Below are 21,355 nucleotides of genomic sequence, written 5' to 3'. Positions count from 1 at the left end.
GCTGTCCCGACGCCGAATTCGTTTTCCCGCAGGCGCGTATGCACTTGCGGTGAAAACGAGTCGTGACCGTATCATCCCGTCGCCGCCCCCGGCCCAAACCCCGGTGTGGCATGTCAAGGCTGTCATGCTCCGCGGCAGCCTGCCCATGGCCGCAATCTGCCTTGCCCTGCTCGCAGTCCCGGGCGCTCTGCCGACGCGTGTACTGCCCCTGATTGCCCTCTTTCTGACAGCCGCTCACGGATCTGTGCTGGTTAGCCAGCGGATTTACCGCCGCTGACCTGAGCACCGGCCGGGGCGCGAGCAGACGCCCGCGCCCCGGCCGGCCTCCGCCCCTGCGGCCGCCCCTGGCCGCTGGGGCGGTACAGATACCCGCCCAGCACCCCCGAAAGAGGTCCCTGGTGTCCACCCGTTCCCGCCTCCAGACGGCTGACAACGCCTCACGCCCCGTCCGTTCCGCCCCTGCGGCCGGCCCGGCCCGTGGCCGTTCCGCCCCTGCGGCCGACCCAGCCCGTGCCCGCCGCTGCACCGAGGCTCTGCGCGACATCGCCGAGGACTGCACCGTGGTCTCGGAGTCCCTGTTGCTCAACGCCTACAGTGCGGACGCCCCGAACACCGAACTCCTCCAGCTCCTGGTCAATCTCCGGGAACTGGTGGACGAGGCGGTCGGAGTGGTCGTCGTCCGCCAGCGCGCCCAGGGCGAGCCGCTCGCAGAACTCGAGCCGACCACCGGGCTCACCCAGGACCGGCTGCGCAAGAAGTACAACCCGGCCTCCGTCGACCGCGCCCTGGCCGCCCGCCGCCGCCCCCGGCCCGCAACCCCGGCCCACAGCAACGAAACCGCCACGGGCGCGCCCACCCTGCGCCATCCGCGCCAGCGCCTGGCCGCCGCCCTGACCCGGATGAAGGAAGGTTCCGGCCACCGTCAGCGCCAACTCGCCGTGATGATGGACATCGACGAGTCCTACGCCTCACGCATGCTCTCCGGCCAGCGCACCACCCACTGGAAGTACGCCAAGACCATCTGCGAGGCGTGCGGCGTCGAACCAGAACTGATGAAACCGCTGTGGGAAGTAGCCGCCGGCGTCCAGCCCCCGGAAACCGAAGACCCGGTCACCTACCTGCGCACCTACCTCCAGGGCCTCCACTACGCGTTCGGTTCACCCGACCCCCAGATCATCCTCGCCGCCGCCCAGCACGCCCTCAGCGCCGACGACCTCGACCGCGCGCTTCACGGGCCCGGCGTCCCCGACTGGCCGGTGATCGACCGGCTCACCTTCGCCCTGCAGAGCCTGCCCAACGTCGCCCGGCCCCTGTGGCGCCGCGCCCAGTCGGCCGCCGAGAACAGCCCCACCGACACCCACAGCTGAACCGCCTGCCCATCGGGGGGAAAGGACCATGAAGTCCACAGCGCCCACCGCGTCCGTGCTCACGACCGCCTTCTACGCTTTCTACGACCTGCACCGCGAGGCCTACCACGCCTACGCCGCCGCACGCCTCCCCCAAGAAGAAGCCCAGCTCAGCGTCACCCAGCTCTTCGACCTCATCGCCAACAACTGGACCTGGCTCATGACCGAACAGCGCCCCTCCGCCTGGGCCTGGGAAGAACACATCCGGGCCATCGCCCGCCGCGCCGGCCGCACTTCCACCCCGGCCGAGGACACCGCGCTCCTGCACGACGGCCTGCGCCTGAGCATCGACCGCATCGCCACCATCACCGGCACCGACCCCGCCCGGGTCACCACGCTCCTGGCCGCCGCCCGCCGCCCCGACCGCCCAGCCCCCCAGCCGCGCTCCACGCCGACGGCATGAACGAGCGCCCCGAAGCTCCGGGGCCGATCCGCCCACAGCCCCGCCCCCTGGAGGCCGCCGCCCCGTGTGCGTGACGACTGCGCGTCCACGCTCCGGTGCCCCGTCGGCCGTGTCTCGGCACCGGGCAGCCGCGAGGCCTCCCGTGGGGAGCCGGGAGGTGCGGCGGGCCGTGCCGCTCGGACAGGCGGCACGGCCCAGCAAGAAGGACGGTCCATCCGAGGGGTTGGCGGGCCCTCTCATACGCATACCTTGCACCACAAACCGGCCACTCGGATAGGTTGTGGCCTAAATTGCCGCTATTGGTCATTTCCTCGATTCGGGCGGGCGTGACCGGCCCCAGCGATCCCGGCATCTCAGGGGCGCTGCTCCACGGTGAGCTCACGGAGCCCGGCTGCAGCGTCCCTGGCGCTCGCCCGCCGTGAAACCGATCCCGGCCGACGGATCAGCCGCTCAGCTTCCGCGATATCGTGGAGGACCCTTGACGACTGTCCCACCCCTCATGATCTGGCAGGAGACTCGCGTGCCCGAGGACCCCATCGCACAGGGCGAGATCGCGGCGCTCACCCGCCGGTTCGAGGAAGTGGCAGAAAGGACGGACCGGGAGTTCGGGATCGTCAAGAGCGATCTCACGGCGCTGCGCCTGCAGGTGGGCAACCTCGATCAGAAGGTCGGCAACCTGGTCGGCGAGGTGCGTGATCTCACCGAGAAGCTCGACCGCAACCAGGCTCAGATCATCGAGCTGCTGACCCGGATGATCGGCCGAGACCCCGACGCCCTCTGATCCGTTCCGCTTGAAATGCCCACCTCCCGCGGCCCGCACAGAAGCTGGTCAGACCGTTTCGGGAGGTGCTTCCTCGAGCTTACGGAGCAGGGTGGCAGCGTCCCTGGCCTGGCGCCGGGTCTCGCGAACGGCCCGGCCGGCGTCCCCCACGCGGTCATGCGCCTGCCCGGCGGTCTCCTGCGCCCGGCGGCCGCCCGCCTCGGCTTCCCGGAGCTGCCGGGACAGGTCGTTCACCTGCCGTTCCGCCTGCCGCTGCTCCTCCACCGCACGGCTGTGGTCCTTCTCCGCGGCCGCGAGTTCACGCTCCCTCGCCTGTAGCGCCTGCTCAGCTTCTTCTATCTGCTTCCGGGCCCGGGCGATGCGTTCCTGACGTTCGCGGCGGCGGGCCTCCGCTTCGGCGCGGTCAGGCTTGGCCTGGTTGGAGGCTTCGGCCGGGCGGCCGGACCGGGGTGCCGCGCGGCCGGCCGGCTGGGCGGTGGGGAATCCGGCCGGGGCGGGGAAGTGCCTGGCGAGGCGGCCCGTCGCCCAGCGGGCTGCCGCGTCCGGGTCGGCCAGCACGGCGTGCAGGGTGTCCTGGACCTCCTGCCGGACGACGTCGCCCACCCGCTGCCCGGCCCGGGCGGCGAGCCGGACGGCCTGCCGGGACAACGCGAAGGTCAGCCGGTGCTGCTGCGCCGACAGCTCGGACAGGTTCCCGGCGTCCAGGTGCTGGTGCGCCCGGCGGAGTGCCTCGCCCAGCTGCAGCAGCCGCTGCACCTCGTCCGGTTCCTCGCGCACCAGCAGGTTGCCGGCCCACGCCGCGAGCGTCGGCTTGCGCAGCCGGCCGATCCGGTCTGCCAGCTCACGATCGCCCGCCGCCCGGGCGGCCCGCGCCTTCTCGTCCCGGGCGGCGGTGAAACCGCTCGGAGGCAGGCCGTACAGCTCCTCCCCGACCGCGTCCAGGTCTGACTGCCGACCATCCTCCATGCGGCCATTCTGTAACGAACCACCGCAAATCACGCAGCTTCAGGAAGCGCGCCGCCCGCCACCCGGCTCCGCCGGCGACCCGGCCTCTGCCGGTCCGGCAGCGCCGGGCCGTGGAGCGTCTACTGCCTGCTGTGCAGGGACCGTCGGGTGGTAACGAAGTTCCGCCAGCGGGCGCGGGTGGAGGCTTCGTCGTCCAGCCAGAGGGGTGGGGTGTGGCCGTCCGGGAGGGGGAGGCCGGCCATGAAGCAGGCGATGTCGACGCAGTAGACGTACCCGCCGCTCCGTGCCTGCTCGCGGAGCCGGTCGACCGTCGCCCGCAGCGCCGCCTGGTCGTCGAGGACGGCCTGGTGGAAGGCGAGGGCGAGTTCGAGAGTAGGGATCGTGGAGGTGAGGCCCGCGGTGACGAGTTCGGTGCGGAGGGCTTGGCCGCGGTCGTCGACGTCGGGGTCGCCGGCGTCGCGCAGGAGGGTGGCGATGTTCGTCTTGGCGGCGGTGGCCCGCAGGTCTAGGCCGGCCAGGAGCCGGCGGGACAGGTCGATCTCGTCGTCGGCCTGGCGGGGGTCGGTGAGGGCGACGGCGAGGGTGCGCAGCGACTGGTTGTGCGCGGCCTCGCCGGCTTTGGCGTGCTCTTCGGCCTCGCGGCGGCCGGCCAGGTAGAAGTCGGCGGCACGCTGGGCTTCGCCCTGGAGCCAGTGGATGTCCCCGAGGACGCGCTGCTGACGGCCTTCCCAGCCGAGCTGCTGGGCAGCGGTGAGGGCGGTGGGGAAGTCGCCGGCAAGGCGGGCGGCCTGGGCGAGGCCCCGGCGGGCGGCTGTGGCGAGACGGCCGCCGTTGTCGGCGACCTGCTGGTAGTCGCGGCGCGAGTCGGCGAAGCGGTCGATGTCGCGCAGCGCCTTGGCCCGGTAGTAGACGGCCAGGTCCCGCAGCTCGGTGGGCAGCAGGGCGGAGCCGATGACGGCGTCCAGGCGCTGGACGGTGCGGGCGCGGTGTTCGTGCTGTCGGCGGACCACCGCGCTGAGGGTTTCCACCAGGGCGTCGGCGGGTGTCGCGAGCGGGGCCGCGGTGTCGTCGGCGGGCGGGGCGAGGGGCTCCCAGATGGAGTCGCCGACGTAGGCGAAGGCGGCGTCGGCGAGCCAGCCCAGCTCGTGGAGGTTGGTGTCGCGGGCCAGGCGCAGGCCCTGGCGCAGGACGCCGACGAGCATGGTCCGGTCGCGGCGCGGCCCGCCGGTCCACTGCTGTCCGAGGGCGGTGAGGGCGCGGTGGGCGGCGCGCTGCCAGTCCTGGTCGGACCAGCGGTCGTCGGTGTGGTCGTCGGCGTTGCGGATCGCGGAGCGGACAACCTGGTGGAGGTGGAAGGGCCACAGTCCGGTCGGATCTTCCAGGACGAAGGGACGCTCGGACAGGCGCAGGGCCGCGGCGTCGGTGGGCTGGCCGGCGACCTCGGTCGCCAGCGGGACGGAGAAGGCGTCCAGCAAGGAGACGGAGCGCAGGACGTGGCGTTCGTCGCGGGTGAGGTCGCTGAGGGTGCGGGAGACGAGGGCGGGGAAGTCGCCGAAGTCGCCGGCGGCGGGCTCGCGGCCGGTGCGGCGGATCTCGAGGAAGCGCAGGACGGCGAGGTCCAGGTAGAGGGGCAGGCCGTGGGAGCGTTCGGTGATGGCGTGGCGCAGGTCCTCGCCGATGAGGGGCTGCCCGTTGCGGGCGAGGCGGCGGGCAAGGTGGTCGTCGCAGTCCTCGGGGGCGAGGTCGCCGATCAGGATCTGCCGCACCGCGGGCCCGGCGCCGCCGCGGGCGCCGGGGAGGTGGCCGGCGAGGCCGGGCCAGGCGGCCGGGCCGGTCCAGTCGAGCTGTCCGTGGAGGCCTTCCTCGGCCCACTGGAGCCGGTTGCGGCCAGTGATCAGGAAGAACGCGTTGGGCATCAGCCAGACAATGCGCTGCAACAACCGTTCGAAGTCGCGGTGGGTGCGGTCCCCGACCTCCTCGAAGCTGTCGAGGAGGATGACGGGGGTGACCCGGCGGTGGGCGGGAAGCTGCTGGAGGTCCCAGGCAAGGAGGTGGGCGGCGAAGGAGAGGGTGTCCAGGTCGGGTTCGGCGTCGAGGATGTCGGCCAGCCGGTGGCAGCCGGCCAGCGCGCGCACCGTCTGACGCCGTTCGCGCAGCGCGCCGACGAGGGCGGTGGTGACCTGGGCGACGACGCCGCCGACGGTGCCGGGCAGGGCGAGGGCCTGGGCGGCGTCCGCGAGCGCGGAACTCATCTGCCCGGGAAGGTTGACGGCGTTGCTGAACCGGCTGAGCAGGCCGCCGCGGCGCAGGTACTCCTCCAGCGGCTCGCCGGGGTGATTGCGGTCCCAGTGCCGGCGCAGCGCCAGATCGAACGCGGGCATCGGCTTGCCCAGGGAAGCGACGGCAAGGCGGATCGACAGCATCACCCGCTCGAAGTCGGTGCCGGCGGAGCGGGCGAGGTCGATCCGTACGGGCAGGAGCCGTTCGGCCGGCCAGGCGGGCGCACCCCACTGGGGAGGCCGGGATCCGGGGTGGGCGAGCGAGGCCTCGATCTTCCGCGACAGCGTCGACTTTCCGATCCCGCCGACACCGTGGGCCGCAGCCACGTTGTGCCGGGGGCTGGTCACGTCCTGGACGTCGAACCCCGGGGCGGCGACGCGCTGCAGATGGTCGGCGAGCGCCGCGATGACGACCTGCCACTGCACCTGACGGTTGGTGAAGGCCTCCTGCGCCTCCACCGTGCGGTCACCCGCACCGAACGACATCCGCAGGTCCCGTGCCACGGCCACCCCATCCCCCGGTAAAGATCACAGGCGCTGCCAGCCTAGGTGCCCTGCTTCCCGCTACGGAAGGCTTCCCCGAGATGCAGGCTCCGGAGACGACCCGTCTCGGCCAGGGACAATGTCGCCCCTGACCACCCCGAGACAAAGAGGAACTTGTGTCTGAGCACGTCACCCCCGAGACCGTCGAACTCGTGATCCAAGAGGTCGTCAGCTGGTGCGCGGAGCAGATCATCCAGGAGCGGCGTACGGCCGCACCCGATCCCGAGCGGCTGAAAGCCCTCCAGGAAGAGCTCGCCGTGTGCGCCGCCGACCGGGAAGCCCTGCAAGATGCCGACGAGGACGAAGTCGCCGAGATCGCCGCCCGCTACGCGGCCCGCGTGAAGACTCTCCAGTCCGAGTAGCCGCCTCCCGGCCGGACCGGGACGGGCAGCGCCGCGGTGGAGAGCGTGGCGGCAAGCGCCCGCGGCCGCAGACCGGCGGGCATCAGCGGCCACGCCATCGCAGCGATCTCGACCAGATCCGACCGGTACTGCGGCAGCTGCTCCTGCACCCGCTCGAGCGCCGCGAGGAACGAGGCCGCCTCGGACGGCGTGTATGGGCGCCGCTGCTCCGCCTCCACGGCCTGCCCGCCCCGCGGCGGCCGCGCCCATGTTCCGTTGGCGGTGCACTCGTTGCGGTACACCGCGGCCAGGTCCCGGCGGACCACGGAGACGGAGCTGACGATGTCCGGCTCGGCTTCGGCCGCCCGGACGACGTCGGCCAGCACGGCGTCGATCCGGCGGTGCCCGGCGGCCGGGGTGAAGCGGACGGCGCCGCCCATGCGGGCCAGTTCCGCGCACCGCGCCGCGGTGCCCAGCCGACTGTCCGCGGCCCGCACCCCCAGCACGATCAGCTCCACCCGCCGACCGGCGGCATGGCAGCGGCGCGCACTGTGGAGGAAGTGCGCGGCATCGTCCGGGGCGATCTCCACCAGCAGATCGCCGCCGCGCTCGCGCACGTACTGCTCGGCCTGCTGCTGCCAGCGTCGGTAGTCGGTGCGGATCCGGGCCGACGCCGTCCGCGGCTCCTCCTCCAGAAGCCGCCGATAGTCGGGGTGCACGGCCTTGAACATGCCTCCCTCGATCCGGGTCGGCCGCCGTGCACGCAGGACGCGGCGCAGCATCCGCGCCGCGTGGGTCTTCCCGGCGCCGGGCGCCCCCATCACGTACAGAGTGACCGGCCGCTCATGCGGGGTGATCGCGCTCAGGTACATCGGTACCACCAGCTCGTCGAAGACGAATCGGTGCTCCTCGGCCGACAACCGGTGGAAGTCGACGCCAGGCGGCACCGCGAGCGGCTGCGCAACACGGCGCACAGGCTCAGCCAGCGCCCGAGCCCGCTCCACACCCCCGGCCACCACCAGGTGCCCCTCCCGGCGGCTCACCGCCGGGTGCGCACGCTGCTCCACCTCGGCCGTCTCGCGACGAAACCGCCAGGTCTCAGCCGCTGTCCACCACCGCGCCCACTCCGCCTCCAGCGCCTTCAAGGCGGTGACCGGAGATCGCGTCGGCCGTCCCACACCCCGGCGGTCGCTGTCGTACAGCACCTCCAAGCCGCGCCGGACCACGGTCAACCGGTCGGCCAGGCCAGCGCACTCGATGGTCTTCAGGGACTGCCGCAGATCCCGCAGGCACTGGTCAGAGTTGTCCCACGACACGTACCGGCCGGTGGCCAGGTAGCGGTCCAGCACGCTGAGCTGCGTGACGGCAACCGCCTCTGCCAGCACCACCACCTCGACCTGGTAGCCGGCCTCCCGGTGGGCGCGGATCCGATCCGGGTCTGCGACCGGGTCCTCCACCACGGCGTCGAACCGGCGCCCGCGTACGTACTCCTCGACCTCGGCCTGCCAGCGCAGCACGTCCGGTCGGACCTTCACCCCGGCGGTCCGGTCGTCGTCCCGCAGCAGGCGCCTGTATTCGGGATGAGCGGATTTGTAGAGGTCGCGGCCGATGAGTACGGCACCTCCCCGCCTGTCCAGGACTGCCTTCAGGACCCGGCAGGCCGCGGACTTCCCGCTGCCCGGCGGCCCCGCGACCACGACGACGACCGGTTGCTGCTGGGCAACTGCGTCGCTGGTCCACCTCGGCAGGATCTGCGAGGCCAGGATCTCCGCGTGCCGGTCCTCGGAGAGTACGACCGGCACGACATCCGAGTCCTTCACCGCCACCCACTTCCGTATCACTCAAGATCGCGCATCGAGCGCGAGCATACACCCAAGTGAGCTTCATTGTTATGTTCAAAGTTAGGTTCAAAGTGACTTTGAGTGTGAGTTTCGCTAGGATGGGGGCAGGAGGTTGCCGTATGCCCACGGAAGAGGAACTGATCGCGCGAGCCGCGGAACTGCTTGCCCGCGGTCCCCTGCTGCCGCCGCCGGCGGAGCGGAAGCGACTGCGTGAAGCCGCCGCGCTGACCCAGGAAGACGTAGCGGTCGCGCTGCAGACGAAGCGGGAGACTGTGAACGGCTGGGAGAGCGGCCGCACGATGCCCCGCCCGCCTCGCCTCGCCGCGTACAAGCATCTGCTCGACGGATGGGCCGAGATGTATCCGGCCGAAGCCCCGCATGCCGCAGCTCCGCCGCCCCCCGCAGTCCCGGAGACGTTCAACCGCGCGACAATCTCGCCGACGGATTCCCGGACTCTGTCCACAGGGGAGACCCCCGAGGCCGCGGTCATCACTTCAACACAGAACACCCAGACCCCCGCCGTCGCTGCTCCGGCCGCCGCACCCCGCCCTGACCGCACCACCAAGCCGACGGCGTCGACGTCGCGCCGCCCCGGCGCGAAGAAGGCCGCTCCGGCCGGCACTCCGGCAGACGCTACCGACCCGCGGTTCGAGAACGGTCCGCTCGCGGTCGTCGACGTCGAGGACGGGCAGGTGCTGGCGTACTGCACCGGCGGCCTGGTCCTGGACGTGCCCGCCAAAAGCATCCCGGCCCTGGTCGACTGGACGCTGCGCGAGGCCAAGCTCGGGCAGCCGAAGCTCGCCGGACCCGGCAAGGACGCCGACCCGCTGATCGTGCTCACCGAGGCCGCTCTGGAGCGCTACGGGCTCCCGGCCGCCCTCACTGAGGAGGAACGGCTCGCCGGGCGTCTGCCGGAGGGCCACAAGGTCATCAAGCAGCTCGCGCGTGCGGAGTGGAAGCTGACGAAGCGCGGGTTCGGCCCGTGGGCGCGGATCTACCGTCCGGCGACCGGTTCGGAGCGGGCCTGCGTGCAGTTGTGCATCCCGTCGTGGCACGCGCTGGACACCCGGCACTGGGGCGAGGCGGGGCAGCTCCCGCCGGCTGAACTCGCCCGCGTCCTGGGCGTGTACGCGTCCCGGGTGATGACGCCGCGCGGCTCCACCGCCGTGACAGGCCTGGAGCTGATGACCGCGCTGCACCCGGCGACCCGGGCCTCCGAGCCGGACGCCGACGGCAAGCGGCACTCCGAGCACAACCCCGGCTCCCTGGGCAAGGACCCGGTCGCCCCGGCGCCGTGTGAGGCCCCCGACGGTCACCCCGTCCTCAAGGACCTGCCGCGGTTCCACGTGCGCGGCCCGGCGGAGAAGCTGTTCGAGGAGGCGTACGACTGGGCACGGCCGATGACCGATGACGAGTGCACCCTGCGCCACCTGGTCGGCATCGACGTCAACATGGCCTTCGCCGCCGGAGCGAACGGCCTGAACGTCGGCCTCGGAGCCCCGACGCACGTCACGAACCCGGTGTTCGACCCGAAGCTGCCCGGCAGCTGGCTGGTGGACCTCTCCCACGTCGACCTGTCGAAGGTGAAGGTCGGCAAGGAGTGGGTGGAGCTGAACGGCTCGCTGCTGCCCTCCCCGTTCACGCCGAAGGGCGAGCGCCCCGAAGGGCCGGCCTGGTACGCGACGCCCACCGTCGCCTACGCCCAGGAGCTGGGCTACGAGGTGCGCCCGCTGGAGGCGTGGGTGCGGCGCGAGAACGGCCGCTACCTGGACGGCTGGTACAACCGGCTGCGCGACGCCTACCTCGCCACGATGGCCGACCTCGGCGTCGACGCCGACCTCGCCCCGCCCGACTTCCTCACGGCGATGGACGGCTACAAGAGCCGCGACCCGGAGCTGGCCATCGTCGTCTCGGCGGTCAAGGCCACGGTGAAGGGCGGCCTGGGCAAGCTCCGCGAGCGGCCCCGCGGTGAGGGCTGGCGGCCCGGCGAGCCGTGGCGCGCCCTGTCCCGCCCGACGTGGCGCCCCGACATCCGGGCGGCGGTCATCTCCCGCACCCGGATCAACCTGCACCGCAAGATCGTCAAGCACGCCGCCTTCACCGGGCAGTACCCCATCGCGATCCTGTCCGACTGCGTCGTCTACGCCGCCAACGGACCGAGCCCGCTGGACTTCCTGCCCTACCGGGAGGGCAAGCCGCTGCCCGGCGGCTTCAAGCTCGGCATCAACCCCGGCCTGGTCAAGCACGAGGGCACCCAGGACGTCCTGTGGGGCGAGGAAGTCCGCGAGCGGTTCAACGCGCCGGAGCTCAACCTCGCCCGGTACATCAAGGACGGCACCGTCACCGACGTCGACAACGGAGAGTAGGAGAGGGCCACGATGAGCCTGTTCGGGGACGGCCTGGACGCCGCCGTGCAGAAGGCATTCACGCGCCCGGCGCCCAAGAACGCGGGCCCGCAGATGCGGTACCTGGTCAAGCAGCTCGGAGGCACCAAGCCGGTGGCCCAGATGCTGCGGGTCTCCCAGCGCACCGTCGAGCGGTACGTGAAGGACCAGATCAAGAAGCCCCGCCCGGACCTCGCCGCGCGCCTGGAGCGCGAGGTGAAGAAGCGCTGGCAGCCACAGATCCGGGCCAAGGCCAGGGCGAAGGCGGCGAGCACGGGCGGCATCGTCATCGACGCCCGCGCCCGCATGGGCTACACCGCGCCGATCGGGTCGACGGACCAGGACCGCATCCGGCACCTGACCGTCGCCCTGCCCCCGGTCTACGCCGCCCGCCTCTTCGACGCCCAGGAGCAGGGGGCCAGCGACGCCCGCCTCCAGGAGATCGCCGCCGAAGCCCTCAAGGAGGTGTACTTCCAGGACGGCGGCCGCCGCGCCGGCTCCCTGGAGGAGGTCCGGTTCACGGACATCGAGCACCTCGAGTTCGAGCTCTAGCAGCCGCGCCCCGAACAGCCCGCGAGCCCCGGACCGAGTTGGTCTGGGGCTCGCTCGCGTATCCGCGGGGGGGCGGATGGTGATGCACGCGATGCCGTGTCCAACGACGCCGCCGGATGCCGGTTACCCCGCTGCCGTGGCCGGGCCGGGAGACGGCCGGCCTTCCCGTGCGGCGAGGGCCGCGTCGACGAAGGCCTGCACGAGCGCGGCCGTCTCGGGCGCTGTCACGTCCTTCGTCCACCGGCTGGCGTGCCATCCGCTGCACTCCAGCTCGAACCGGCGCACACCGTGAGCGTGCTCCACCTCGCGGGCGTACGGCTCGCGCGGGCAGCGCCCGTGCCGCTCGGTCTGCTCCAGGTGCGCGCGGACGACGGCGGTGTGGAACCGGCGCGGCAAGGTCCGCTGTTCGAGGCAGCCGCGGCATTCCAGGAGATGCAGCGCCGCGCCTTCGAGGCGGAGGAAGTAGTAGGGGAGACCTGTTCCTTCGCGGGTGTTGCAGCTGCCGCACAGCGGGCCGCGGACGTAGCCGTGCTCGTGGCAGTGGTCCCACGCCGCGGCCGGGCTCTGCTTGCACAGTCGGCACAGGTAGCCGTCTGCCCGGGTGCCGCGCCGGCGGTGAGCCTCGTACAGCACGCCCCGCAGGTGGCCGGTGTACAGCTGGGTGGATTCCCCGGCACACGGCGGGCACATGGTGACGTACCCGGTGCGGGTGTTCCTCCTCCAACCGCCCAAGTACGGACCCTGGGCTCCGCAGCGGCACAGCCGGGCCTGGTCGACCAGCTCGCCCTCCCGCTGCTCCCAGCGGTCCAGGAACTCGGTGTAGGCCCGCGGCAGGAGCCAGGTATCACCGTTCCAGGCCAGCAGCTGGAGGGGCCGGGTGCCGGCGATGTTCTGCAGGTGCCGGGCCTGGCTGCTGTAGGCGACGAATTCCTCCCACGTCAGGCCCCGGGCAGCCCGTTGCCGCCGATGGCCTTCCAGTCGCCCCACTCCTCATAGGGACGGTTCTCCTGCACCAGCTTGAAGCGGGCCCGCTCGACCATCCACGACATCAGCGTGCGCCGCCAGTCGGGCCGGTGCCACTCCTCCGGGTCGCGCTCCGGGATGTCGCGGTACGCGGGCAGCTGCACGTCGACGACGTCGCCCAGGTCCACGTGCAGGTCCGCCAGCGCCTGGCCGGCGGCACGCACGTCCCGCTCGTCATACATCCAGCGCGCCTTGTGCTTGTAGCAGCGCACCGCTATGTCACCGAAGAAGACGTGCCCGTGCTCCCGCAGGCGTGGCATGTGAAGAAGCACGTCGGGATCCAGCGGGACCGCGGCAGTGTGCGTCAGGTCCGCGAAGAGGGAGCGCGCTCGCTCCCGGGTGACGAGAGGCATGACCGGATGGTGGCAGCAGCCACTGACAACTCCCCCTGCGCTGCGCGTTCCTGCAGGGCCGATGCGAGTGAAGCCGTCCGGCGGCTGCTCCAGCGCGCCTACGATGCAGTCGTGCGGAACACGAAGGCGTTCAAGGAAGCCGTTGCCCAGACGCTCACCGAGCTGGCCCACCGAGGGGTGACGCTCGCGCCGGCGACGGTGGAGGACACGATCGAGAAGAGCATCAGCACCGTGGCCGAACGGCTCGGGATCCAGACGCGCTCCGCCTGGCGGTACTTCGACGCCGCCGCCCTCGCCGACCGCCTCGCGCAGAGCCAGGCCTCCTACGAGGAGAGCAGCAGCGAGAAGGGCGTCGGGCAGGCCCCGATGCCGCCGATCGACAACCCCGAGCTCGCCCTGGTCCTCGCCGGGGTACCGGACTCCCTGGCCCAGACCGGCGGCGACCTGTACGCGGTCATCATCAACGTCGCCGTCAACGCCTGGATGGCCGGCCACATCCACGGCGAGGACGGCTGCACCGGCTGCGACGGCAGCCGCGGCCCGGCCGGACACGACTGGGAAGCGAGGATGCGCACCATCACCGAGCTGCAGCCCAACGTCACCAAGTGGTTCGACCGCGACGTGTGGACCCGCGCTGTCAACGACGCCGGTTACACCGTCGCCCGCCGCTGACCTGCTGCTCAGGTCTCTTCGAAGCCGTGGTCGAGGCCCTTGAGGACGGGGTCCAGCTCGGCGGCTGCGCCGCACAGCGAGCACAGCCGCACCCCCGGCTGCTCGGCTGCGTCCAAGGCCCGCTCCAGCGGCAGCACCGGCGCCCCGGCCGGCGCCTCTTCGCAGTCGACGGCGTGCACGACACCGCCCGGCCGGGACCGCGGCCGCCGGCCTTCGCCAGCACCCAGCCGGACGGCCGCCGCGGCCCCAGCGCCTCCTGGACGGGCGAGGGCGGCGCCAGGTACTCGGTGGGCACGGCGTCGTACGAGACGCCGTCCACGGGCCCCACCTGCTGCGGGGCGCGCACCCAGACCCGGTACTCGGCAGGCTCCACCGTGTCCCCGGGGCCGTTGCGGAACGCCGGGAGGCCGACCTCGTACCGCCAGCCGTCGGGCGTCTGGCGCCGGGACCACAGGTGCGCGACGACCTCCTGGTCCCCGGGCAGCAGCACACGGATGGGCACCGGCACTGGCTCGGGGGCGGAGGACGTCGTCACGCCTTCCACCGTACGGACGGACAGCCGCCCGGGTCACCGGCTCAGCGCGCGGGGCCGGGCAGGACGCCGCGGATGACGAGCTGCCGCCCGTAGCGAGGGCCTGGCCGCTGTCCACAGGCGATCCGTGAGCCCCTGGAGGCATGAACGATCACGAGCAGCAGCAGCCGGCCCCCCGCCGCGGCAAGGTCCTGGAGGCCCTCGCGCGGGCGGAGCGGAAGGTCTTCACCCGGCCCGCGCCGAAATCCGCAAAGGCGTGCATGAAATTCCTCCGCACGCGAGAGAGGGGGTCCACCAAGGCCGTGGCGGAGCGGCTGGGCACCTCGCGCCGCACGGTGGAGCGCTACCTCGCCGGGAAGTTGAAGAATCCTCAGAAGCGCCTCCAGGCCGCTCTGGTGGAGGAGACGGAATCCGAGTGGCAACCGCAGGTCAGGGCACAGGCACGCGAACAGGCGGCCACCTCCAGCGGCATGATGGTGGACGTGACGGCGCACTTCGGATTCACCTGCACGGGCAGCTCGGACGACGGCCGCGAGCGCACCATCACCACGGCGATCTCGCCCACCTACGCGAAGCAGATCCTCGAACTCCAGGAAGCGGGTGCGACGGAGGAGGAGCTGCATCCGATCGTCGCGGCGGCCATCACCGAGTCGTATTTCACCGAGTGGGGCACCCGCACCGATGGCCTGCGAGCAGATTTCACAGACGTCCAGTCCATAGAATTCCGGTTCTGACACCGCGAAATTCCAAGCCTGCTATAAACCATGTCCACGGGCCGCCGTACAGCGCTCTGGCGGCGGCCCGCCCCGATTCTCCACCACGAATACAAGGCTGCCGATGACCACGCCCTGGCGCACCGCCCGCCGATCGCCCACCCCGCGCGTCGCCGCGCCCCGCGAGCTGGTCGACCCGGCCCGCATCGGACGGCGCGTCGTACGGCGCCGGGCGAAGGGGATGGACGCCGGCGCCATCGCGGCGGCACTCGAGGACGCGCGGTTCGACGCACGGCAGGACTCCCGGTTCGAGGACCTGTCCGACGACGTCCGCGGCCCGGCGGAGCTCGCGGAGTGGGAACGGATCGAGCAGCTGCTCGCCGCCGCGCCTGCGGGCACCCTCTACGACCCGGACACCGATCCCGTCGTCCGGGCGGAGCTCGAAGCCGACGCCGCGGCCGCCGCCGCCCACGAGGCCGACCTGCGCGAGGCCGCCCGCATCGCGGCCCGCGCCGACGAGCTCCAGGCGCTGCGCGACCTCGGCACCCTGGACCAGGCCGAGCCGACCGAAGGCGACGAAGCCGTCCGCGACGAGCTCACGCGGCGAGCCGGCGGGTACGTCCCGGCCGACGTCGACGCCTGGCTCGCGCACGCCCTCGCCGCCCACCGCGGGCACTACCGCGACCCCGCCGCCCGCGAGGAAGCCGCCGGCCTTCTCACCCCGCCGGTCCTCGCGCACGCCGCGCTGCTCGCCGAACTCGCCCGCCTGGTCCCCGACGCCGACGTCGACCAGCTGGCGTTCGCGGGCCGCCTCGCCACCACCGAACCCGAAGCAGCTGGCAGCCTCGCCGCGTTGCTCGCCCGCGCCCGGTCCGACCAGAGCTGATCTCACCCTCCGCAACCTCCCAGATCCCCGTGGAGACCTGTGACAAGCCTGAGGCCGAAGGCAGAAATGCCCTGTTCACCCTGTTTGCCTGTTAAAAGTGACTGTCACGCTGTCACGCCCAGCGGTGTCACGTACCCCGGTCCGGCTGTCACGTTGGGGTGTCACGCGGCGGTCCGGCCCGGAAACACCGGCCCCACCCCCGATTCGGCCACCTATGCCCATCAGCGTGACACCCCTCCCGCCCGGCTACGGCCGGCATCCGGGCCAGCCACTGCCGCCATCGAACGTGACCGTGTGCCACCGAACTGTGACGGACGCGAGTTTGTGTCACCGAAGTTTGATCACGCCTGGTCAGAGATTGGGCGAGGCGGATGCAGCGCCGAAAGACGGTCCCTGGAGTGTGGCCGGCGAAGATCGAGAGCGCAAGATAAACGCTCATGATCGGCGCCATTAAGACCTGTGCAGCGAGTCTCTGCACAGGTCTAGGAGTTCTGCCATGGCGCGATCAAGGGCTGCAAGTTGGGATTCGATGTCCTCTCCGGGCCGAGTGCGCGGCCAGTGCCGCGCGCGGTGCAGGGCCAGAGTCAGGTAGTCCCTGAGCTTCTCGGCGGCGTCCGTAACCTCGGTCGGCGCTTCCAATTCCACGGCTCCGAAGGCTCGTGTCATTTCCCGGAATGCATCGTCAGGTCGAAGGGCGGCTTCCATCTCGTCCCAGTCCTGCTGGCGACGAGCCGCATACGCTCTCAGGTGCTGCTCAAGGACTGTACGCGCGGGCGTGATGAAGGATGTGTACGCATCACGGCGGATCTGTCTCAGCCACTGCTCATGGGCGGTCTCACCTTGCCGATCGGCTTGATACCGGGCGCCCCGGAAGGCGATCACTGCCGCTCCCCAGGCTCCGGCTGCACCCAAGAAGCCCCCACCAAGCGCACCAACGAGCCCTGCGACTGCTGCATCCACGCAGGGACTGTAAAGCTCACCGGGTCGAAGCTGAGTGTGGTCGCTCAAACTTCAATGGCACGGGGTCAAGCTTCAGTGGCACAGGACACCTGAACAGTCCCGCCGATCTGTGTCATCCACCCCCTGTTTCCGCAGGTGGACACGTCCATCTGTGTCACTGTTCAGCTGATCTGTGTCATCGCGCGGGCGGACCCAGCAACGCCCCGGAACCTGGGTCCCTGGGTCCCGGAACCGGTGTTTCCCCTGGCGGACACGCAGTGCGCCGGGAGCTGGGTCCCTGGGTCTCACACCCTCGTACGGCCAGGTTCGTCCGGAGTGGTCCCCAGAGGCCGGGGCGGCCGATACCGTTGGAGCAGACGCCAGTTCTGCCTTCTGGAGCCCTCGATGAGCGAACAGCCGGCCCCCGCCGACACCGCCCGGCAGCTGGAGCCCGCGGCCGCCGACGCGGTCCGCGCGTACGCGGCCAAGACCCGCGCCGACGCCGACCGGTTCGCCGCCGTCCTGGAGGACATCGCCACCAACGGCCTGCCCGACCCCGAGCAGTGCACCCCGTGGGAGGAGCTGCGCGAGGCCCACCTCGCCCGCCTCGCCTCCCAGCGCCCGGCCGTCGCCTGATGCCCCCGCAGCACGGCCCCCGCCGCGCCCGGATCGTCTTCTCGGACTCCGCCACGAAGCAGCTGGAGAACATCAGCAGCGAGTCGGAGATCCACGCTCTGGACCGCGCCCTGGTCGTCGTCTCCGTCGACCCGGATGTCGGCGAGTCGATCCCCGGCGACGCGGCCGGCCCCCAGCTGCGCCAGTACGCCGACGAAGTCGAGCGGGTACGCCTCTTGTACTGGGTGAGTGCTTTGCGCACCGTCGTGGTCGTCGCCTACATCGAGGTCTAACCGCCGAAGGAGCCCAACGTGCCGTCCGTCCTGCACCAGCTGTCCGCCGGCCGTCAGATCACCTCGATGCGCATCGCGCTGGAGTGCTCCAAAACGGCGACGTCGATCCGGCAGGGACCTGCCGTTGAGGCCGGGACGGGCCCGGCCTGGCTCGCACACCTGTGCCCTGCGCATACCGAGGACCTGCCCGGATGGCCGGGCGCCGCCACCGTCGGCGCTGATTCTCGCCTGCACTGCGGGGTCGTCCTGGACTACCGGCCCACCGAGCAGGTGTTGCAGTCGCACGCCGACCTGTGGCTCACGCCCCTGACCGGGGTGGTCCCGCAGGCCCTCAAGCACTTCTGGTACGACGTCCTGGACCAGAGCAACCGCGTGGTGCTCACCCGTCTGGAGAAAGACGGCGGTGGCGAGGACGGACCGCTCCAAAGCCTCTCGATGATGCTGGGCATGGCCGTCCAGAACGTCTCCGAGGGGAACCTCTTCCAAGCACTGGTCCCGCTCGCGTACTGCGAGACCGTCTCCCAGAAGCTGTTGCCGCGGACCGGTCTTGCACCCCATTAGTGGGTGATACAGATAGTGCTTCTAGTGCGGGTGGTAGATCCTTCCCCCTGAGAGCAGAGCTCGCAGAACGGGGCCCGATCATCTGCCCTCACCTGTGGCGACGGCCCGCCAGCGTTCGGCGCACATGATCCTTCCCGGCCCCGTACGGCCGTCTGCGGCGTTCTGAGGCCCTCCGGGCTCCCAAGCGGCGATCAAGGCTGTCAGAGGCGCTCACAGCGCCGTACAGCGCCTCCAGGCGCCGGAAGTGCCGCTGATCCCCTTCGGAGCGGCACCACGACCGTCTCGCCGCCATCGTCGTCTCGCTGCGCCTCCCGGTTGCTCCCGGAGCGAGCTCTGCTCTCAGGGGGAGGGATCTACCACCCGCACAGAACCGCTATCTGTACTAACCACTATTGGGGTGCAACGCCGGTGTCGATCGACCCCGTCCTCCTAGGGCGCCGGCGCTCCCGGTGAAGTCGGTCGTCGCTGCAACCCACACGCCGTTGCAGTCCCTTGCCCCCTTCCCGGCGCCTGCACTGTGCAGCGTCCGTTGCGCAAGCGGCTGCTGCTCCTGGTGGTGAAGGGTGCAAGACCGGATGCTGCTCAGAGTCGGGCGCTGTGGCGCAGTAATCGCACGACCCGGACGACGCAAGGGTGCTGCATGTGCAGCAGGCCGGCCTCGGTCGGGCAGCAACACGACACGGCGCTGCCCAGCCCGTGCGCTGCGACGGGACTGCCGACCGTCGCGCAGCGGCATCATTTGTTCTGCTGCTCTAGAACAAACTGGTTTACCTGGTGCTACCGCTCAGCATCGCTGCACGCCGCCGACCTGCGGCTTTCCCCTGGAGGGGAACGGTGTACGGCTCCGGGCACGGGAACGGCGCCGCACCAGGGGTGCAGCGCCGTGTTGCCCGGCCGGGCGGGCGGCCGGGTCAGTGGACGCGCTTGAGGCGGGTCGTCTTGGTGATGGGCGTGACGTTGCCCTTGGCTTTGGCTTCGGCCTTGCGGGCCTTCTCGTCCAGGTGGAGCTGGAAGCGGCGCTCGTACTCGTCTTCGAAGTCGCCGTCGTCCAGGCGCATGTCCCGGGGCAGCGCCTTGACGGCTCGCTGCTGCTCGTGGGGGTCGTTGAAGGCGGCGATCATCGGGTGGAGCTGGAAGCGCCCGCGGCGAACCACGGTGACGAGCCGGGCGGCGACCAGGTGCGGCATGGCGCGGCTGATCATGCCGCGCTCCATCGCGAGGCCGGCCGCGAGTTCGTCGTGCGTGGCGACGACCAGGCCGCCGGGCTCCTGCTCGGTCATCATGTGCAGCAGCAGTGTGTAGGCGGTGGGAGGCAGCCGCGGTACGTACGCGAGACCGTTGAAGCTGCCCCACAGCACGTTGCGGCGCGGAACCCATTCCTCGGCAGCGGACGTCATGACGTGGCCTTCCCTTCCCCATCCGACTCCTTGCGCACTTCCAGTTTCGCGCCGGGAGCGGCCATCGCCCGGAACGCTTCGGGCGCGTCCGGGTCCTCCATGATCTCGCGCAGCAGGTCCAGCTGCTCCACCCTGTCGCTGATACCCGCCTTGGAGCGCTTCTTCTCGCCCTTCTGCGGCTCCCTGAGACCGCCCCTGAGCGACGCGGCTGGGTTGAGCTGGTACAGGCCCCGCTGGAGCCTGCGCAGCGCGCCGTCAGCCTCCAGGACGCTGAAGACGCGGCTGATGTGCGACCGGCTGTACCCGAGGGCCTCGGCAACATCCTCGTGCTTCGCCTCGATCAGCCCGCCAGGCTTCTGCGAGCCCATCAGGTGGAACAGCACCACGAGCACGAACCGGTCGCTGTCGTAACGGACGGCCGCCCAGCGCATGAACTCCAGGCTGTCCATGGAGAACGCCTCGCCGATGAACCCCGTACTGGAGCCGACCGGGAAGACCTGGGCAGCATGGCCGACGGGCAGCTCGATGGTTGCGCCAGAGGACCGGTTGTAGGCAGTAGGCGGCGGCTTCGGGCGCCGCCGACGACGGGACGGGGCGCCGGGCAGCTTCGGCGCTGCGCTGCCGTCCAGGGGCCCTGAACTCATAGGGTCGCCGCCTCCTTGATCGTCGTGGTGCCAGAACCATAGCGGAGAACCGTGGCACTACTGCCACCAAAACGCGGCAGCGCTGACACGAAAGTCACCCGAACGTCAGCCCTGGACTGACCTCCGCTTCCAGATCGGGGCCGAACCCCCTGCTGACGCACCGCGTGCTGTTTCGTGGCAGTAGTGCCACGAAACGATGTTGATCGGTCAGGACCGCCTGACGTCGCGACCGAGATACGTCAGTCCTGGGCTGACATATCTTTCTGAACTCGACTCCCTGACCTGCGGAAACGCACGGCTCTTCCCTCTAGAGCGCGCGCGCGTGATACCGGTTCGCCTCGCCGTGATCAAGCACCGCCGCGCCGTGGGATCTGCCCACTAGCAGCAGCGTCAGAGCCCCTCCGGTCGGACCCCGTCGTGGCGCGCGCGGCTTCGCGTGCGGGCCATCGGCCCACTGCGGGCCGTGGACAGCAGCAGCGGCTCTGATTCTCGGGTGGTGCCGGCCGTGACGCCCAAAAGCAGGCAAGGCGCGGCCGGTGCCGGTGGGCGGTTCCGCCGCCCGGCCCGGGGGGCCGTTCGGCTCCGGTACCTCCGCACGCCGGAATTCAGCCTTTCTGATATCCGGGGTACTGTTCTGTGGCTGAGGTTCACAGCGTCCCAATTTGGTAATTCCTCGCCTGAGTGGGGAGTTGCGAATTCCGGCACTGACCATTCATCAAATCACGCGCCCCGCTCGGGTGGTTGGGGGGTGTCCCATATTTCAGCCAACGGTACATGCTGCATCAACCTGATCCACGCGATACACTGGAACCCACACGAACGAGCCATCCCCACCCCTCGTAGCCAGCCCGGCCCGCGCCAGCGGGCCCCAAGGTTCTGGAGGCGCAGCCGGAAGGACCGTCAGGCGGGGGAGCGCAGCGAACCCGCCCGGGAGTGCGGAGCACTCCCCAACTCCCACACTGGAGGCCCGACTAGCCGCACCTGACACCACGCCAGTCACGGCCGCGCATCGCGCGGCCAGCCGGGCGCGCAGCGGCCGGCCCCACCGGATCCTGGAGCGCAGCGGAGGGAGGCGCCCTCGCATCGCGAGGGCCAGCGGGAGCGCAGCGACCGCCACCAACCCCAGCGCGCAGCACTGGGGTTCGAACCCGCGGAGCGGGTTCGCAACAACCGTGCGCAGCGCGGTTGTTCGCTTGCACATCGCGCAGCGATGTGGTACCCGCTCCGCGGG

General features: G+C 71.1%; 20 protein-coding genes and 1 pseudogene. 12 read left to right on the top strand and 9 right to left on the bottom strand.

Annotated elements, in window-relative coordinates; translation table 11 throughout:
* The first annotated feature begins 398 nt into the window (after nt 1-398).
* The 3 genes from ACFYWQ_RS41175 (at nt 399) to ACFYWQ_RS41165 (ending at nt 2,590) form a co-directional block, all read left to right on the top strand.
* A complete protein-coding gene (locus ACFYWQ_RS41175) occupies nt 399-1,367 on the top strand; it encodes a helix-turn-helix domain-containing protein (protein ID WP_389525216.1) in 969 nt (322 codons plus the stop codon).
* A 28-nt stretch (nt 1,368-1,395) separates the two neighbouring features.
* Nucleotides 1,396-1,809: a hypothetical protein gene (locus tag ACFYWQ_RS41170; RefSeq protein WP_389525215.1), complete on the top strand. Its 414-nt coding sequence runs from the start codon at nt 1,396-1,398 to the stop codon at nt 1,807-1,809.
* Between the two features lie 520 nt (nt 1,810-2,329).
* Nucleotides 2,330-2,590 (top strand): hypothetical protein, encoded by a 261-nt coding sequence (locus ACFYWQ_RS41165; RefSeq protein WP_389525212.1) that lies wholly within the window; start codon nt 2,330-2,332, stop codon nt 2,588-2,590.
* Nucleotides 2,591-2,638: 48 nt separating this feature from the next.
* Here the strand turns inward: ACFYWQ_RS41165 and ACFYWQ_RS41160 are convergent, their stop codons facing one another.
* Together ACFYWQ_RS41160 and ACFYWQ_RS41155 are read right to left on the bottom strand one after the other, a co-directional pair.
* Nucleotides 2,639-3,556, bottom strand: a complete 918-nt coding sequence (locus tag ACFYWQ_RS41160) for a hypothetical protein (RefSeq protein WP_389525211.1) — start codon at nt 3,554-3,556, stop codon at nt 2,639-2,641.
* A 119-nt stretch (nt 3,557-3,675) separates the two neighbouring features.
* The gene (locus ACFYWQ_RS41155; RefSeq protein ID WP_389525208.1) at nt 3,676-6,339 is read right to left on the bottom strand and encodes an ATP/GTP-binding protein; all 2,664 of its coding nucleotides are present in this window, start codon (nt 6,337-6,339) and stop codon (nt 3,676-3,678) included.
* Between the two features lie 155 nt (nt 6,340-6,494).
* On the opposite strand from ACFYWQ_RS41155, the gene ACFYWQ_RS41150 reads away from it, so the two are divergent.
* Nucleotides 6,495-6,740 (top strand): hypothetical protein, encoded by a 246-nt coding sequence (locus tag ACFYWQ_RS41150; protein WP_389525205.1) that lies wholly within the window; start codon nt 6,495-6,497, stop codon nt 6,738-6,740.
* Here ACFYWQ_RS41150 and ACFYWQ_RS41145 read toward each other — a convergent pair.
* Nucleotides 6,704-8,521 (bottom strand): zeta toxin family protein, encoded by a 1,818-nt coding sequence (locus ACFYWQ_RS41145; RefSeq protein ID WP_389525203.1) that lies wholly within the window; start codon nt 8,519-8,521, stop codon nt 6,704-6,706. The genes ACFYWQ_RS41150 and ACFYWQ_RS41145 overlap by 37 nt on opposite strands.
* Before the next feature lie 158 nt (nt 8,522-8,679).
* On the opposite strand from ACFYWQ_RS41145, the gene tap reads away from it, so the two are divergent.
* Complete coding sequence (gene tap / locus ACFYWQ_RS41140; RefSeq protein WP_389525201.1) at nt 8,680-10,926, top strand: telomere-associated protein Tap; 2,247 nt, start codon at nt 8,680-8,682, stop codon at nt 10,924-10,926.
* Nucleotides 10,927-10,938: 12 nt separating this feature from the next.
* Nucleotides 10,939-11,496, top strand: a complete 558-nt coding sequence (gene tpg, locus ACFYWQ_RS41135) for a telomere-protecting terminal protein Tpg (RefSeq protein WP_093545971.1) — start codon at nt 10,939-10,941, stop codon at nt 11,494-11,496.
* A gap of 123 nt (nt 11,497-11,619) precedes the next feature.
* On the opposite strand, the gene ACFYWQ_RS41130 is transcribed toward tpg (ACFYWQ_RS41135), so the two are convergent.
* Nucleotides 11,620-12,483, bottom strand: coding sequence for an endonuclease domain-containing protein (locus ACFYWQ_RS41130; RefSeq protein WP_389525197.1), 864 nt, complete (start codon nt 12,481-12,483; stop codon nt 11,620-11,622).
* Complete coding sequence (locus ACFYWQ_RS41125) at nt 12,435-12,872, bottom strand: endonuclease VII (RefSeq protein WP_389525195.1); 438 nt, start codon at nt 12,870-12,872, stop codon at nt 12,435-12,437. Before ACFYWQ_RS41125 ends, ACFYWQ_RS41130 begins: the two co-directional genes overlap by 49 nt.
* A gap of 111 nt (nt 12,873-12,983) precedes the next feature.
* Here ACFYWQ_RS41125 and ACFYWQ_RS41120 point away from each other — a divergent pair, with 111 nt between their 5' ends.
* The gene (locus ACFYWQ_RS41120; protein WP_389525192.1) at nt 12,984-13,544 is read left to right on the top strand and encodes a hypothetical protein; all 561 of its coding nucleotides are present in this window, start codon (nt 12,984-12,986) and stop codon (nt 13,542-13,544) included.
* Between the two features lie 8 nt (nt 13,545-13,552).
* On the opposite strand, the pseudogene ACFYWQ_RS41115 reads toward ACFYWQ_RS41120, so the two are convergent.
* Nucleotides 13,553-14,046, bottom strand: a pseudogene (locus ACFYWQ_RS41115) (DUF6233 domain-containing protein).
* Between the two features lie 173 nt (nt 14,047-14,219).
* Between ACFYWQ_RS41115 and tpg (ACFYWQ_RS41110) the strand changes: the two are divergent.
* Nucleotides 14,220-14,810 (top strand): telomere-protecting terminal protein Tpg, encoded by a 591-nt coding sequence (gene tpg / locus ACFYWQ_RS41110; RefSeq protein WP_389525189.1) that lies wholly within the window; start codon nt 14,220-14,222, stop codon nt 14,808-14,810.
* Between the two features lie 103 nt (nt 14,811-14,913).
* The gene (locus tag ACFYWQ_RS41105; protein WP_389525187.1) at nt 14,914-15,675 is read left to right on the top strand and encodes a hypothetical protein; all 762 of its coding nucleotides are present in this window, start codon (nt 14,914-14,916) and stop codon (nt 15,673-15,675) included.
* A 450-nt stretch (nt 15,676-16,125) separates the two neighbouring features.
* On the opposite strand, the gene ACFYWQ_RS41100 is transcribed toward ACFYWQ_RS41105, so the two are convergent.
* Nucleotides 16,126-16,635 carry a hypothetical protein gene (locus ACFYWQ_RS41100; protein WP_389525184.1) on the bottom strand — a complete coding sequence of 170 codons (510 nt, stop codon included), beginning with the start codon at nt 16,633-16,635 and terminating at the stop codon, nt 16,126-16,128.
* A gap of 384 nt (nt 16,636-17,019) precedes the next feature.
* Here ACFYWQ_RS41100 and ACFYWQ_RS41095 point away from each other — a divergent pair, with 384 nt between their 5' ends.
* The 3 genes from ACFYWQ_RS41095 to ACFYWQ_RS41085 are packed head-to-tail and all read left to right on the top strand — an operon-like array spanning nt 17,020 to nt 18,083.
* Nucleotides 17,020-17,250 (top strand): hypothetical protein, encoded by a 231-nt coding sequence (locus tag ACFYWQ_RS41095; protein WP_389525181.1) that lies wholly within the window; start codon nt 17,020-17,022, stop codon nt 17,248-17,250.
* Nucleotides 17,250-17,522 carry a hypothetical protein gene (locus ACFYWQ_RS41090; protein WP_389525178.1) on the top strand — a complete coding sequence of 91 codons (273 nt, stop codon included), beginning with the start codon at nt 17,250-17,252 and terminating at the stop codon, nt 17,520-17,522. The genes ACFYWQ_RS41095 and ACFYWQ_RS41090 overlap by 1 nt, the downstream gene beginning before the upstream one ends.
* A gap of 18 nt (nt 17,523-17,540) precedes the next feature.
* Entirely contained in the window at nt 17,541-18,083 is a 543-nt protein-coding gene (locus ACFYWQ_RS41085; RefSeq protein WP_389525175.1) for a hypothetical protein, read from the top strand.
* A gap of 911 nt (nt 18,084-18,994) precedes the next feature.
* Here the strand turns inward: ACFYWQ_RS41085 and ACFYWQ_RS41080 are convergent.
* Together ACFYWQ_RS41080 and ACFYWQ_RS41075 are read right to left on the bottom strand one after the other, a co-directional pair.
* On the bottom strand, nt 18,995-19,480 hold the full coding sequence (locus ACFYWQ_RS41080; protein WP_389525172.1) for a hypothetical protein: 486 nt from the start codon (nt 19,478-19,480) through the stop codon (nt 18,995-18,997).
* Nucleotides 19,477-20,124, bottom strand: coding sequence for a helix-turn-helix domain-containing protein (locus ACFYWQ_RS41075; protein ID WP_389525169.1), 648 nt, complete (start codon nt 20,122-20,124; stop codon nt 19,477-19,479). The genes ACFYWQ_RS41080 and ACFYWQ_RS41075 overlap by 4 nt, the downstream gene beginning before the upstream one ends.
* Between the last annotated feature and the right edge of the window lie 1,231 nt (nt 20,125-21,355).

Origin of the sequence: Streptomyces sp. NPDC003247 (assembly GCF_042888135.1) — a bacterium.
GTDB lineage: Bacteria > Actinomycetota > Actinomycetes > Streptomycetales > Streptomycetaceae > Streptomyces.
The sequence above is the reverse complement of the archived record's forward strand: the minus strand, read 5'-3'. Positions and strand labels throughout refer to the sequence as shown.

Bases quoted from the DNA above. Each gene is read 5' to 3' on its own strand.
- ACFYWQ_RS41080 (WP_389525172.1), bottom strand. From the start codon at position 19,480: ATGACGTCCGCTGCCGAGGAATGGGTTCCGCGCCGCAACGTGCTGTGG.
- tpg (WP_389525189.1), top strand. From the start codon at position 14,220: ATGAACGATCACGAGCAGCAGCAGCCGGCCCCCCGCCGCGGCAAGGTC.
- tap (WP_389525201.1), top strand. From the start codon at position 8,680: ATGCCCACGGAAGAGGAACTGATCGCGCGAGCCGCGGAACTGCTTGCC.
- ACFYWQ_RS41105 (WP_389525187.1), top strand. From the start codon at position 14,914: ATGACCACGCCCTGGCGCACCGCCCGCCGATCGCCCACCCCGCGCGTC.
- ACFYWQ_RS41160 (WP_389525211.1), bottom strand. From the start codon at position 3,556: ATGGAGGATGGTCGGCAGTCAGACCTGGACGCGGTCGGGGAGGAGCTG.
- ACFYWQ_RS41075 (WP_389525169.1), bottom strand. From the start codon at position 20,124: ATGAGTTCAGGGCCCCTGGACGGCAGCGCAGCGCCGAAGCTGCCCGGC.
- ACFYWQ_RS41090 (WP_389525178.1), top strand. From the start codon at position 17,250: ATGCCCCCGCAGCACGGCCCCCGCCGCGCCCGGATCGTCTTCTCGGAC.
- tpg (WP_093545971.1), top strand. From the start codon at position 10,939: ATGAGCCTGTTCGGGGACGGCCTGGACGCCGCCGTGCAGAAGGCATTC.
- ACFYWQ_RS41170 (WP_389525215.1), top strand. From the start codon at position 1,396: ATGAAGTCCACAGCGCCCACCGCGTCCGTGCTCACGACCGCCTTCTAC.
- ACFYWQ_RS41125 (WP_389525195.1), bottom strand. From the start codon at position 12,872: ATGCCTCTCGTCACCCGGGAGCGAGCGCGCTCCCTCTTCGCGGACCTG.
- ACFYWQ_RS41095 (WP_389525181.1), top strand. From the start codon at position 17,020: ATGAGCGAACAGCCGGCCCCCGCCGACACCGCCCGGCAGCTGGAGCCC.